At 72.5% G+C, this 13,554-nt stretch carries 11 protein-coding genes and 1 tRNA gene; 3 read left to right on the top strand and 9 right to left on the bottom strand.

Annotation, left to right across the window (positions count from 1 at the left end):
• Position 1: 1 nt before the first annotated feature.
• The 3 genes from ACIRJT_RS24360 (at position 2) to ACIRJT_RS24350 (ending at position 2,091) form a co-directional block, all read left to right on the top strand.
• Entirely contained in the window at positions 2–1,375 is a 1,374-nt protein-coding gene (locus ACIRJT_RS24360; protein ID WP_403912539.1) for a sensor histidine kinase, read from the top strand.
• On the top strand, positions 1,372–1,992 hold the full coding sequence (locus tag ACIRJT_RS24355) for a response regulator transcription factor (protein ID WP_003968028.1): 621 nt from the start codon (positions 1,372–1,374) through the stop codon (positions 1,990–1,992). Before ACIRJT_RS24360 ends, ACIRJT_RS24355 begins: the two co-directional genes overlap by 4 nt.
• Positions 1,993–2,015: 23 nt before the next feature.
• Positions 2,016–2,091: transfer RNA gene (locus ACIRJT_RS24350), tRNA-Gly, on the top strand.
• 56 nt (positions 2,092–2,147) lie between these two features.
• On the opposite strand, the gene ACIRJT_RS24345 is transcribed toward ACIRJT_RS24350, so the two are convergent.
• From ACIRJT_RS24345 to purD, 9 genes are all read right to left on the bottom strand, one after another.
• Complete coding sequence (locus tag ACIRJT_RS24345) at positions 2,148–3,062, bottom strand: phosphoribosylaminoimidazolesuccinocarboxamide synthase (protein WP_403912536.1); 915 nt, start codon at positions 3,060–3,062, stop codon at positions 2,148–2,150.
• A 172-nt stretch (positions 3,063–3,234) separates the two neighbouring features.
• Positions 3,235–4,521, bottom strand: a complete 1,287-nt coding sequence (locus ACIRJT_RS24340; protein ID WP_403912533.1) for an ABC transporter permease — start codon at positions 4,519–4,521, stop codon at positions 3,235–3,237.
• Positions 4,518–5,252: an ABC transporter ATP-binding protein gene (locus tag ACIRJT_RS24335; protein ID WP_403912530.1), complete on the bottom strand. Its 735-nt coding sequence runs from the start codon at positions 5,250–5,252 to the stop codon at positions 4,518–4,520. The genes ACIRJT_RS24340 and ACIRJT_RS24335 overlap by 4 nt, the downstream gene beginning before the upstream one ends.
• Complete coding sequence (locus ACIRJT_RS24330) at positions 5,249–6,676, bottom strand: peptidoglycan-binding protein (protein WP_403912528.1); 1,428 nt, start codon at positions 6,674–6,676, stop codon at positions 5,249–5,251. The genes ACIRJT_RS24335 and ACIRJT_RS24330 overlap by 4 nt, the downstream gene beginning before the upstream one ends.
• A complete protein-coding gene (locus ACIRJT_RS24325; RefSeq protein ID WP_403912525.1) occupies positions 6,648–7,625 on the bottom strand; it encodes a hypothetical protein in 978 nt (325 codons plus the stop codon). The genes ACIRJT_RS24330 and ACIRJT_RS24325 overlap by 29 nt, the downstream gene beginning before the upstream one ends.
• Positions 7,626–7,630: 5 nt before the next feature.
• Positions 7,631–8,050, bottom strand: a complete 420-nt coding sequence (locus tag ACIRJT_RS24320; protein WP_403912522.1) for a hypothetical protein — start codon at positions 8,048–8,050, stop codon at positions 7,631–7,633.
• Positions 8,051–8,267: 217 nt separating this feature from the next.
• On the bottom strand, positions 8,268–9,722 hold the full coding sequence (locus ACIRJT_RS24315; protein ID WP_403912519.1) for a N,N-dimethylformamidase beta subunit family domain-containing protein: 1,455 nt from the start codon (positions 9,720–9,722) through the stop codon (positions 8,268–8,270).
• Between the two features lie 388 nt (positions 9,723–10,110).
• On the bottom strand, positions 10,111–11,787 hold the full coding sequence (locus ACIRJT_RS24310) for a hypothetical protein (RefSeq protein ID WP_403912516.1): 1,677 nt from the start codon (positions 11,785–11,787) through the stop codon (positions 10,111–10,113).
• A gap of 381 nt (positions 11,788–12,168) precedes the next feature.
• Positions 12,169–13,419, bottom strand: a complete 1,251-nt coding sequence (purD, locus tag ACIRJT_RS24305; protein ID WP_403912514.1) for a phosphoribosylamine--glycine ligase — start codon at positions 13,417–13,419, stop codon at positions 12,169–12,171.
• Positions 13,420–13,554: the final 135 nt, after the last annotated feature.

Here is a 13,554-nt window from a genome sequence, read left to right as displayed (position 1 = left end):
CATGAAGGGGCTGAGGGGTGTGATCGGTCGGGTACGGGGCTGGCGACGCGGCTGGCACGAGCGCAGCAAGCTGGAGCGCATCGACCTCTACAGCAGGGTGACGCTCTGCTCGATCACCTGGTTCTTCGCGGTGTCCTGGGGCCTGCTGCCCCTCGGCGAGACCCTGGACGAGGGACCGGTGGCGATGGCCCTGGGAGGGGCGTTCCTCGCCGCCAATATCACCCAGTCGGTGCTGAGCAACCGCAATCTGGCGCCCGCCTTCGACGACTACCGGGGGACGAAGCCGTTCCCTCCGGGGCGGTTGCGCCTGCCCGCCGCGCTCCAGGCGCTGATGACCGGCCTTCTGGTGGCACTCGCGGCGGTGGGCGGCGTGAAGGACGAGGGGCTCGTCCTGCTGGTGCTGGACCTGCCCGTGGCGTTCGGCATCCCGTACGTCCTGCTCGTCCCGGTCCGGAGGTTCCTGCTCCACTCCGCCTCCTACGCGGCAGCCGTCGTGGCGCTCCTCGCGGCCGTGGGCGTGCCGGGTGGGCTGCTGTTCGGGTCGGTCGTCTCGCTGGTCGTCGTCGTCCTGCTGGTGCTCGTCTCGGCCCGGCCGAGCGTCTGGAGCCTGTCCGTGATGTGGCAGGCGGAGGAGGCGCGGGACATGCAGGCCCGGCTGGCGGTGGCGGAGGAGCGGCTGCGGTTCGGCCGGGACATGCACGACGTGCTCGGCCGGAACCTGTCGGTGATCGCCCTGAAGAGCGAGCTGGCCGTGGAGCTGGCCCAACGCGGGAACCCCGCGGCGATGGACCAGATGGTCGAGGTGCAGCGGATCGCCCGCGCCTCCCAGCAGGAGGTCCGCGATGTCGTACGCGGCTACCGGGAGGCCGACCTGCCCACCGAACTCATGGGCGCACAGGGCGTGTTGCAGGCCGCCGGAATCACCTGCACCGTCGAGGGCGCGGACGGCCCGGCCGGAATCGGGGCTCCCGACGCCGTCCAGGCCGCGCTCGGCTGGGTGGTGCGCGAGACCGCGACGAACGTCCTGCGCCACGGCGACCCGCGCCATTGCTGGATCCGGCTCGCGCGGACCCGGGACGCGGTGGTCCTGGAGGTCGAGAACGACGGGGCCGGCGCCACCCGCCCGCTCGGCGGCGCGGACGACGACGACGGCGGCGGTTCGGGCCTGGCCGGGCTGCGGGTACGGCTCGGCGCGCTCGGCGGATCGCTCACCGCCGGATCCGCCGGGGACGATCTCTTCCGGGTGACGGCGACGGTGCCGCTCACGGCTCCCCGCCCGGACGCGAACGGCCACCTCGCACCGTCCCCCGGACCTTCCGCCGCACCTTCCGCCGCCCCTCCCGCCGCCCCTTCCGCCCTCCCGGAGGAACGATGACCACCGCGCAGCCCCTACGGGTCCTGCTGGCCGACGACGAGCACCTGATCCGGGGCGCGCTGGCCGCGCTGCTCGCCCTGGAGGAGGACCTCGTCGTGGTCGCGGAGGCGGCGAGCGGCCCCGAGGCCCTGGCGATGGCCCTGGCGCACCGGCCCGACGTCGCCGTCCTGGACCTTCAGATGCCGGGCGCGGACGGTGTGAAGGTCGCCACATCGCTGCGGACCGAGCTGCCCCACTGCCGCACCATGATCGTGACCAGCCACGGCCGCCCCGGGCACCTCAAGCGGGCCCTGGCCGCCGGCGTACGGGGGTTCGTGCCGAAGACGGTCAGCGCCCGGCGGCTGGCGGAGATCATCCGTACCGTTCACGCCGGAAACCGTTACGTCGATCCCGAGTTGGCGGCCGACGCCATCTCCGCCGGGGACTCCCCGCTGACCGCCAGGGAGGCCGAGGTGCTCGAACTGGCGGCGGACGGGGCACCGGTCGCGGAGATCGCGGAGCGGGCCTCGCTCTCGCAGGGGACGGTCCGCAACTACCTCTCCTCGGCCGCCACCAAGATCGGGGCGGAGAACCGGCACACGGCAGTGCGTCTCGCACGCGAGCGGGGTTGGGTATAGTAAGCATCGCGCTGCGGCGCACTGCGGACGTAGCTCAGTTGGTAGAGCGCAACCTTGCCAAGGTTGAGGTCGCCAGTTCGAACCTGGTCGTCCGCTCCAGATGGAAGAAGCCCCAGTCCTTTTCGGACCGGGGCTTCTTGCGTATCCGGCTGCCGTTACGACCAGTTGGTGCCGGTCAGCACCTCGTACGCCTCGATGTACTTGGCGCGGGTCGCCGCCACGATCTCCTGCGGCAGCGCCGGGGGCGGCTGCTCGCTCGCACGGTCCCAGCCGGAGGCCGGCGACGTCAGCCAGTCGCGCACGAACTGCTTGTCGTAGCTGGGCTGCGCCCGGCCGGGCTCCCAGGTGGCGGCGGGCCAGAAGCGCGAGGAGTCCGGCGTCAGCACCTCGTCGGCGATGATCAGCCGCTCGGTCCCGTCCGCCGTGGTCTCGAAGCCGAACTCGAACTTGGTGTCGGCCAGGATGATCCCGCGCCCGTGCGCGATGTCCCGGGCCCGGCGGTAGACGTCGAGGGTCGTGCGCCGCAGCTCTGCGGCCGTCTCCGCACCGACCTCGCGGGCGACGTCCTCGTAGCTGACGTTCTCGTCGTGGTCGCCGACGGCCGCCTTGGTGGCCGGGGTGAAGATCGGGCCGGGCAGCTCGGATCCGTTGACCAGGCCCTCGGGGAGACCGATGCCGCAGACCGTACGGGTGGCGTCGTACTCGACGAGCCCGGAGCCGGTCAGATAGCCGCGGGCCACGCACTCGACCTCGACCATCCGCAGCGACGTGCAGATGAGGGTGCGGCCCGCCCAGTCGGCCGGGGCGCCGGCGGGCAGCTCGGTGGAGATGACGTGGTTGGGCACCAGGTCGGCGAGCTGGTCGAACCACCAGAGCGAGAGCCGGGTGAGGACACGGCCCTTGTCGGGGATCTCGGTGGGCAGGACCCAGTCGTACGCGGAGATACGGTCGCTGGCGACCATGACGAGGTCGCCCGCCTCGTTCCGGTACAGGTCACGGACCTTGCCGGTGTGCAGGTGGGTGAGGCCCGGTACCTGCACGGGCTCGGGCTTTTCTACAAAACCGGACACGGTGCCTCCGCGTAGATTGATCCAGGAGCGGTTCCGATTGTCCCGTATCAGCGGCGAGGTCCGCGCCCGGGGCCCGGTGACCATCCTCGCGCGGGGCCCGGCTTCGCTGCCGGGTACGCCAGGGCTCCTGGACCGGGCCGTCTGCACCGTGTCGGGCGCGTCAGATACGCCCTCAGCGTCGCAGCGCCTCGGCGGGTTCGATCCGGCTGGCACGCCACGCCGGATACCCACCGGCGAGCAGCCCCGTCACCAGGCCGATCAGAGGGGCGGCGAGCAGGGTCGCGGGGTGCACGACCGGCGTCCACTCCCGTGCCATCGCGACGGCCACCACGGTCAGTGCGCCCAAGGCGGTCCCCACCAGGCCTCCCAGCGCGCCCAGGGCCGCGGACTCGGCCAGGAACTGGCTGGTGATGTGCCGACCCCGCGCGCCCAGCGTGCGGCGCAGCCCGATCTCCCCCGTACGTTCGAGCACGGCGACCAACGTCGTGTTGGCGATGCCCACCGCCCCGATGACCAGGCAGACGACGGCCAGCAGCAGGAACAGCTGGTTCAGGTCCGAGCCGACGGTGTCGCGCAGCGCCTTGGGGTCCGGCGGGGGGACCGCCTTGAAACGCTCCGGGTGCGCCGGGTCGAGGGCCAGAGGCGTCTGGTCCGCGACCTGGGCGGCCGCGCCCAGCCGGGTGGAAATCAGCATCTTGGCGGGGGCCCCGGTGCCCGGCTCGCCCCACTCGTGCGCGGCGACGCCGGCCGGAACCACCACGGAGAGGAGCAGGTCCGCCTTGCGCCGGACATCGCTCATGATGCCGATGACCGTGAACGGACGATCCCCGATGAACACCACCGGGCGGCTCTCCAGTGTGGTGATGCCGAGCCTGGCGGCCATCCCCGAGCCGACGACGGCCACCGGCACGGCTTGCTTCTCGTGGTACGCGTCGAAGAGGCGGCCCTCCTTCAGCGTGGGCTGCGCCGCGCGCAGCACCCCCGGCTCGGCCGCCGCCACCTGGGTTTCCTCCTCGCCGACGGTCGCACCGACGGGAGACGCCCGGACGCTGTCGCCGTCGGGGAGGCTCACCGGCCAGTAGACACCCGCGTGGGAGACGCCGTTGAGCCGTTCGATCCGGGCGGCCGCGTCCTCCGGGAAGGAGACACCGATGGCCGATCCATCGGACGCGCCGACGTCCTCGACCGTGATCTCGGTGGCGGTCAGGGCGTTGAAGCGGCCGTCGATCTGGGACGAGGTCGTCGCCGTCAGGCCGAGGACAGCCACGAACGCCCCGATGCCCAGTACCGTGCCGAGGGCGGTGAGCGCGGAGCGAGCCGGTCGCTGGAGTATGCCTGCGACGGCCTCCGACAGCAGATCGCGGGGCGCGAACCGGGAGACGGAGGCCCGGTCCGGGCGACGGCCCCTGCCTCGTCGACGCCGTCCGGCTCGCCGAGCTCCTCGCCCGGGGGGCGTCACGCTCCGGCCCGGTCCGCCGGCGCGCGGAGCACGGTGGGCATCGCCTCCCGGCCCGGCGGCTCGGTGAGCCGGCCGTCCCGGATGGTCAGGGTGCGGCTGCCGCGGGCCGCTACCGAGGTGTCGTGGGTGATGACGACGACAGTCATTCCATCCTTGTGCAGATCGTCGAGAAGGGCGAGAACCGCATGGGCGGTCGCCGTGTCGAGGTTGCCGGTCGGCTCGTCGCACAGCAGGAGCGAGGGCCGCGCGACCAGGGCGCGCGCGATGGCCACGCGCTGCCGCTCACCGCCGGAGAGCCTGGTCGGCATGGCGTCTATGCGGTGGCTGAGCCCCACTCTCACCAGGGCCTCCCGGGCACGAGCGGCCCGTTCCCGGCGGCGCACCCCGGTGTACACCATGGCCAGCGCCACGTTGTCGACGGCGCTGCGGTGCGGCAGCAGGTGGAACGACTGGAACACGAAGCCGATGCGCCGCCCGCGCAGAGCGGCCCGCTCGGAGTCCGGGAGGCCGGTGGTGTCCACACCGTCGAGCAGGTAGCGCCCCTGGGTCGGCGCGTCGATGAGACCCGCGATGTTGAGGAACGTCGACTTGCCCGACCCGGACGGCCCGGTGATCGTGACGTACTCGCCACCGCCGACGACGAGGTCGGCGGGAAGGAAGGCGGGAACCGACGGTGGACCGGGATAGGTGAGACCGACACCGCGGAACTCGATGACCGGTAGGGGGCTCACCCGGCGGCACCCTCGCCACTCGGAGCCTTGCCCACAACGACCCGGTCTCCGGGCGTGAGCGCGTCCCGCGGCGAGGGGGTCACCTGGACGCTGCCGTCACCCTCCAGGCCGGGACGTACGCGCACCTGGCGGCGGTCGCCGTTCGAGGCGAGGACCGTGACGACGGTGCTGCCGTCCGCGGCGGACGACACGGCGGAGAAGGGGACGACCAGGACCTTGCCCCGGGAGGCCTTGATCTCGATGGTGAGACGTACCTCCTGGCCGACGAGGGCCGCGTCCAGCTTCTGGTCCGGTGTGACGTTCAGGACCGCCAGGGCGCCCCCGCCGGGCTCCCCCGTGTCACCGTCCTCCGTGCCGCCGTCGCCCTGTGGCTGCTGCTCCGAACTGTCGGGTTCGGTGACAGGGCCGGTCGTACCGGCAAACTCCTCACCGGTCGCCTCGGCGAGGATGCGTACCTTCTGGCCGGCCGTCACGGCGTTGCGCTGGCTGGGTGTCAGCGCTCCCCGTACGCCGAGGGAGCCGGAGGAAATGGTCATCACGTCGCCGGAGGTCCGGTCCCCGACGCGCGCGGAGACGGACTCCACCCGGGCCGGGAAGCGGTCCAGGAAGACGACTTCCGATGCGGGGAGCATGGCCCCGGCCTGGAGGAGCGCGGCGGTCAGCGCTCTCTGGGCCCGGCTCAGGTCCTCCTCGGCCCGCACGACGGCCTTCTCCTCCCGCGGGTCCGCTGCCCGAACGTCCTGCAGCGCCCTTTCGGCATCGGTGACGGCCGTCCTGGCGGACTCGACCTGGGCGGCCCCGTCCTCGACGACCGGGCGGGGGTCGTACCCGAGGGACCGGTAGAAGGCCTCCAGCGCGGTCTGGGTCGCGGCGCCGAACTCTCCCGCGGGATCAGCCGCCGACGGGAAGCCTTGTCCGGCCAGCGCACCACGCAGCTGGGTCACGTCCTGCCCGCGGGACCCGGGCTTGAGGTCGCGGTAAGCGGGCAGGGGCCCGGGTAGCGCGAAGACCGGACGCCCGGAGATCTCCACGAGCACGCTCCCCGCCTGCACGCGGTCACCGGCCCGCAGGGGCGCCTTGGTGACCAGGGGTTCGGCTCCCTCGGCCGCGCTCACTGCCGCGGAAACAGCGAGGGTGCGCTCGGCGGCCACCTCCCCGCGGACCACCAACGAGGAGCGCAGAACGCGGTGCTCGACATCGGCCGTGAGCACGTCGCGTTCCGGGGCCCCCGCCTCGGCAGCGGCCTGCGAGGGTGAGCGAACCACGGTGGAGAGCCCGAAGCCCGCGCCCCCCGTCACCAGTGCCCCCACGACCACGGCGATCAGCACCCGCCTGCGGCGGGCCAGGGCCGGGGCGGGGGCGCCGTGCGCCGGGGCACCGGCGGCCGCGTCACGGTCAGCGCGCTTCGATCGCCTGGTTCGCATTCTGGATCCACCTGGCTGTCTTGTCCTTGGCGTCCTCGAGAACTTCCGCGCTCTCTTCGATCACCTGCTTCTCGTAGGCCGTCTCCACCGCGATGCCCACGCCCAGGTAGTTGACCTTCGTCTTGCAGCCCATATCAGCGACCGCTACGGCGATCTCCTGCTTCCCTGCCCGGGTGGCGTCGGACCACTTCTTGTCGTTCCAGGCGCTGTCCGGGGAGTCGTAGTCGTACCCCTGCTTCTCCATGCAGTCCGACCAGCGTTCGGTGACGTCCTGGAAGCGGCTGTCGTCCCGGACCTCGGCCATGGCCTTTCCACGAGCCGACGAGACCACCATCTCGGCGTAGCCCTCGCCGAAGCCGCCCTTGCCGGAGCCGGCCGCGGATCCGTCCGGCATGGTGACTTCCTCCGCGGTCGCCGCCCCCTTCGTGACGATCCGCAGGGCCTCGCCCTCACAGCCCCCTGCCGGGACCTTCTTGCCGTCGAACGTGGGGACCTTGCCGGTCAGCAGACTCCCCTGAGCATCCGTCACGTTCTTCGCATACCGCGACTCGGCCCCCGCACCGGCCTTCTGGCCGCCGCCCTCTCTGTCGTCGGACGGCTGCTTGTAGCCGTATCGCTCCGCCTGGTCGACCGGCACCACGAGGAACTCGCCGTGCGCCAGGTACGGTTTGCCGCTGAACCGTGTCAGGGGCTGCGGGTTCTGCTCGTAACCAAGCTTTCTCATACAGGCGTTGACCAGAAGCACACGCGCCTTCTTAAGCGTGTAATTCTCCTCCGGCGACGGAAGGTAGGCATCGAGTGGCGTAGTGATCTGCGCCGGGTCGAGATGCCCGGGGGTGGGCACGGAGCTGAGCTTCGGCTCACCGGCCCCCGCCCCCGAGGTCGAGCAGGCACACATCGTCAGGGCGAGCAGTGCGGTCACCCCGACGACGCGCGGAAGTGCGGTCACCTTCGTCAGCACCCGGTCTTCCGGAACGAGGAGAACTCGTCGTTGTTGTCGTAGAAGGTCAGGTAGCTGAAGTTCCGACTGGCGAAGTAGCTCGTACCGCCGTATCCGGTGTCCCAGTAGAAGGTGAAGCCGGCACACCCGGTGGGCGAGTTGGCGTCATTCGATGCGGCACTGATCGAGTCGCCGAGGTACGCACGCTTGAGCAGGTAGTACTTGCCGTTGAAATTGGAATGCGGGTCGTTCAGGTCGTAGTAGCCGTTGTGGTAACTGGTGGGCTGCTGCTGGTTGAACACACAGATGTTCCCGGTGTTCGTGCAGTCGCCGTCACCGTCGGCCATCGCCGTCGAGGTGGCGGACGCAAGCAGGGCGACCGACACGGCAGCCACAGTGGCGGCACGGGTCAGCGCAGGTCTCTTGGAACCCATGACGTGATCTCCTCATGGTGCGAGGCCTTGTTGTGGCCTCGCGCTTGAGAACGAAAGCACCAGGGATTCCCCCCCTGGGCAGCAGTGCAACTGTCCGACTACGGTCAACCCGCCCTAGACGAGGCGAACTTACACGGCAGCTGCACACGGAACAAGATCGCGTGAAGATGTGGTGCGGACACGGTCGACGCGGAGGGGCTTGACCGCTTCCCCGGCCTCAGTCCCGCTTGCAGATCCGGTCGAGGAGGTTGGCCGTGGCCCGTTGGATCCGGGGGTCCGTGTGCCCGGGGCGGTCCAGGGCCGGGGACCAGGCGAAGGTGCCGGAAGCGAAGACGTACGCGCCGGAGGGGGACTGGTAGAGCGAGGTCTCCTGGTGCCGGGTGGCGCCCTCGGAGTCCTCGTACGGGGAATGGGCCAGCAGGATCCGGTTGTCGTGCTCGGGCAGGCTGGTGCGCGGGAAGTAGCGGTCGGCCTCGCCGGCGACCAGGCCCGGGATCTCGTCGCCCTCGACCGCGCCCGTGGCGTCCCACAGCCAGTGCTCCGCGTTGCGCACGACGAGCGGGCGGGGATCGGGTACCCGGCCCGCGTACTGGATGCCCAGGAGCTGCTGCTCGGGCCGGTCCACCTCGCGCCACAGCGCGGACTTCCCGGGCCCCCGGCGCTTGCGGCAGGTCAGCAACCGGTCCGCCTCGCCGGAGGCGGAGGGGGCGAGGCCCACCTGCCAGTACATGGTGTTGGCGGAGAGGAAGACGAGCGAGGTGCCGGAGTCCCGGGCACGCTCGGCGGCCCGGCGCATCGGCAGCGTCCAGTACTCGTCGTGGCCGGGGAATACCAGGCCCCGGTAGCGGCTGGGGTCGACGCGGCCCGCGTGCAGGTCGCGGGCGTCGGCGTAGGCGAGGTCGTAGCCGTACCGCTCGGCCCAGCGGATGAAGTCGTACGCGTGCCCCACGTGCAGCGGCAGGCCGGCCCCGGCGTACGGGCGGTCGAAGGAGATCGTGACGGCGGCGTCCTCCTCGCCGAGCAGCCGCCCCCGCTCGTCCCACGCGTGGTAGAGGCTGGCGCCGGTACGGCCGTCCTCCGGGTAGAGGTTGTACGCCTGCCAGGTGATGTCGGGCAGCAGGAGCAGCAGGTCGGCGGGGTGGTCGTGGCGCACGGTGAAGGGGATGTGCGAACGGTAGCCGTCGGCGGTGGTCAGGACGGCCACGTACGCGCCGACGGACCAGTAGCTCGGGATCTGGAGCCGCCAGGACATCCACCAGTGGTGGCAGGAGACGGTCCGGTCGGCGGCGAGCGGCGGGGGCTGGACGATACCGGAGAGCCGCGGGCTCGTGGTGATCTTGGCCGCGCCGTCGCCGCCGTAATGACCGATCCGGTAGACGTCGACGGAGAACTGCTGGGGAGGGTCCACGGTGATGTGGAAGTCGATGGCCTCGCCGGGGGCCGCCGCGCCGGGCGAGACGAAGCCCTTGATCTGGCGGTGCACGTCGTCGGCGGTACGGGTGCCGCCGCCGGTGGAGCGGGCGAGATCGGCGTACCAGGGGACCACCTGACCGGTGTCGTCGAAGTAGTTCTCACTGCCGCGCAACCAGGGCAGCGGGCCCTGCCCGAAGGGATCGCTCACCGCGTGCGCGAGGGCGCCCGACTCCCACCGGCGAATCTGCTCCGCCCCCATGCCGCGCCCCTCCCTCGGATCCCTCGGACAGCTCTGGGGATCCCCCGGACAACTCTGGTGCGCCGAATGTCAGCGCCGAGCCCCAGCACATCACATAACGCACGCGGTTCGTCACCCTTCGTCGCGAATCGGCGGGACCGGGGAGCCCTCAGGCCCTGTCGATGGGACCTGTCGCGCCTGGTCGCCCTGATCGTCATACCGGCCGGAGCTCGTCGTCGGACCCGTCGATCCTGTGCTCGGACCAGCCGGACGGGCTAGCGGCCGGACCGGCCGACAGGCTTTTGGTCGGACCGGCCGACCGGCTTGTGGTCGGACCGGCGCGCTGGACGGACTCGTGCCCGAACCAGCCGGGCCGGCCCGTGGTCGAACCAGCCTGACGGGTCTGTGTTCAGACCAGCCGGACCGGCTTGTCGGAGCGCACTCCCACCTCGGCCAGCCAGGACAGCAGCGGGTCCGGATCGCCGTCCTCCACGAGGCTGAGGACCGGGGTCGCGAGGTCCGCCCTGCGCTCGCCGCCGACGAGCAGGGCGGGACCGTCCAGCCAGTCGAGGCCGGGGGTCGCGCCCGCCGTGTCCACGGCGGCGCAGCAGACCATGGCCGCGACGTGGTCGGCGAGCAGCTCGGTGCCCGTACGCGGCGGCTGGAGCGGGAAGAGGGGCAGCGGGCCGGGCCCCCAGAGGTCGAGCGGATCGCCGGACGCGCCGTGACCGGAACCGCTGTGCTCCGGTCCGCCGTGCCCCGGGGCCTCGGCCTCCTCACGGGCGACCGCGGCGCCGATGCCCGCCGCGAGCTCCTCGCCCGGACCGCCGGGCCCGCCGGAACCGGAAAGATGTTCCATGACCCGGGCCAGGGTGGGCACGGCCGGGTCGGCGGCGGAGGCCCGGGGGACGCCCAGATTGTCCAGGACCCGGTGCAGCCGAGCCGCTTCCGAACGCCACTTCCGGTCGACGACCTCGTCGGGATACTGCTGCCAGTCCACCGGCGCCCAGCCCGGACCGCTCTCGGCGGGGCCGCCGTGGAAGAGCCGCGCGGCGAGCAGGGACGCCGCCTCGTCGGCCACCCCGGGCTGCTCCAGCAGGTCGCACGCGGGCCGCTCGCCGAGGCGCAGGGCGAAGCCGTCGGCCAGCCGGTCGCGACGGGACAGCTCGGTGAGCGCGGAGACGACGCCGGCGTCCAGCCGGGAGGGCCAGCGGCCCATCCGCCAGGCGGGCAGCGCCACCCGGGTCAGCAGCCGGTCCCAGCCGGCATAGGCGAGGCCGACCTGTTCCTGGGCGGCGATCCGCAGCCCGTGGTCGACCGTCTGGGCCCGCATGGACGCGGCCGCAGCCACACAGCGCTCCATCTCGGCGGCATGGTCCCGGCAGGCCCGCAGCAGCAGCCGGGAGACCCACCCGGCGAAGGCGAGCGGCGCCCCGCGCACCCTGCCCCGGCCTGGGGCGGCGGCATCGGCGATCGAGGCGTCCAGACCGCGTACGAAGCGGCGGGCGGCGGCTATGTCGGGGTGCGCGGACGGGCCGGTGCCCGCCACCACGGGAGCGAGGACCGCGCGGAGCTCGGCGACCCGCATCCACCACAGGAACGGCGACCCGATGACCAGGACGGGGGCGGCGTCCCCGGCCTCCGCCGCGGTCACCGGGCCCCTCCGGAGCGCACGGTGCGTCCGGTCCTCCAGCCAGCTGTCGCAGTCAGGGGTCAGCGCTATGGCCGAGGGCGCGGGCACGTCGAGCCGGTCGGCCAGGTCGCGGACCAGGCGGTAGAGGTCGGGGGCCCCTTCCTCCGGCACGGGCACGGTCGGGCTCATGGCGGGCCGCGCGCGGGCCACCGAGACGGCGACCAGGACGGTCACCAGCAGCACGACGACCGCGACGCCGAGGACCGTCCAGCGCACGGCGTCCCAGCCCGGACCGGCCAGGTGGCCCTGCGCACCCGCCGCGAACAGCACGACGGCGACGGCCGCCGGCAGGATCGCCACGGCCAGTGCTCTGCTGCGGATCCGCAGCAGGGAGAGCGCTCGGGCCTGTGCGGCCCGCGCCCCCAGCTCCTCACCCACATCGATACCGGACACGGCCGGACGTCACCCCCTCTGCCACGCGACGGTGTTGCTCACTCCCCCACTGTGGCACCCGTCACCGACATCGCAATGCCGGTGGGCCAAGTGCCCGAACGCTTGCGCCGCACCCTAGTTGGGGCTCCGGCAGCCGTCATCCGGATGGCGCAGTCGTCACCCGATGGAATGGCTTTGGGCAAAGCTGCTGACGTGTTCGCGTCCATGGGCAAGTGCCCCGGCCGACCGCTCGCCGCCGCGCCCGGACAAGCGGCAGCCCCTCGCGCCTTCCGCGTACGCCGGTGGCGTACGGGGGCGGGCGGAGGGGCTGCGGTGCGCGGGGCCCAGGCCGACCGGGGTTAGCCAGGGTTCACCGGGGCTGACCGGGGTCGACCGGGGCAGTCAGCCCCGAGAGGCCTTCAGGGCGATGTCCGTACGGTGCTGGGAGCCGTCCAGGCGGATCCGGCCGAGCGCGGTGTAGGCGCGCTCCCGGGCCGCCGTGAGGTCCTTGCCGGTCGCGGTCACCGAGAGCACCCGGCCGCCCGCGCTGAGCACCGCTCCGCCCTCGGCGCGGGTCCCGGCGTGCAGGACGTACGCGTCGGGAGCATCCTGCGCCGCGACGTCCGCGAGCCCGTCGATCGGGTCGCCGGTGCGCGGGGTGTCCGGGTAGTTGTGCGAGGCGATGACCACGGTGACCGCGGCGTCGTCGCGCCAGTTCAGCGGCGGGAGGGTGTCGAGGGTGCCGTTGGCGGAGGCGAGCAGGACACCGGCCAGCGGGGTCTTCAGCCGGGCCAGCACGACCTGGGTCTCCGGGTCGCCGAAGCGGGCGTTGAACTCGATGACCCGCACACCGCGCGAGGTGATCGCGAGGCCCGCGTAGAGCAGCCCGGAGAAGGGCGTGCCGCGTCGGCGCAGCTCGTCGACGGTCGGCTGGAGCACGGACTGGAGGACCTCGTCGACCAGCTTGGGGTCCGCCCACGGGAGCGGGGAGTAGGCGCCCATGCCGCCGGTGTTCGGGCCCTCGTCGCCGTCGAGGGCGCGCTTGAAGTCCTGGGCGGGCTGGAGCGGCAGCACGGTGGTGCCGTCGGTGATCGCGAAGAGACTGACCTCGGGGCCGTCGAGGAACTCCTCGATGACCACGCGGTCGCAGGACAGCGCGTGGTCGCGGGCCGCGGCCAGGTCGTCGGTGACGACGACGCCCTTGCCGGCCGCGAGGCCGTCGTCCTTGACGACGTACGGGGCGCCGAAGGCGTCGAGAGCCTCGTCGATCTGCGCGGGGGTGGTGCAGACGTAGCTGCGGGCGGTGGGAACGCCGGCGCCGGCCATGACGTCCTTGGCGAACGCCTTGGAGCCTTCCAGCTGTGCGGCTCGGCCGGAGGGGCCGAAGCAGGGGATGCCGGCCGCGCGCACGGCGTCGGCGACCCCGGCGACCAGCGGCGCCTCCGGGCCGACGACCACCAGCCCGGCGCCCAGCTCGGTCGCGAGGCGCGCGACGGAGTCACCGTCGAGCGCGTCGACCGGGTGCAGTTCGGCCACCTCTGCGATGCCGGCGTTGCCGGGGGCGCAGTACAGAGCGGTGACATCGGGGTCGAGGGACAGAGAGCGGCACAGGGCGTGTTCGCGGGCGCCGCCGCCGATGACGAGGACCTTCACGGGGTGCAGCCTAGCCGCCGGTCGCGGGCAGCCCGGACGGCCGCCGCTCCGTGGACAGAGGGCCTCGCGTTCTCGCCCTCACCGCGTCACCCGGCCATGCGCCTCGCCGCGCACTCCGCTCGTCATGTCTCGTAA

It is taken from the genome of Streptomyces sp. NPDC102283 (assembly GCF_044766265.1).
GTDB lineage: Bacteria > Actinomycetota > Actinomycetes > Streptomycetales > Streptomycetaceae > Streptomyces.
The sequence above is the reverse complement of the archived record's forward strand: the minus strand, read 5'-3'. Positions and strand labels throughout refer to the sequence as shown.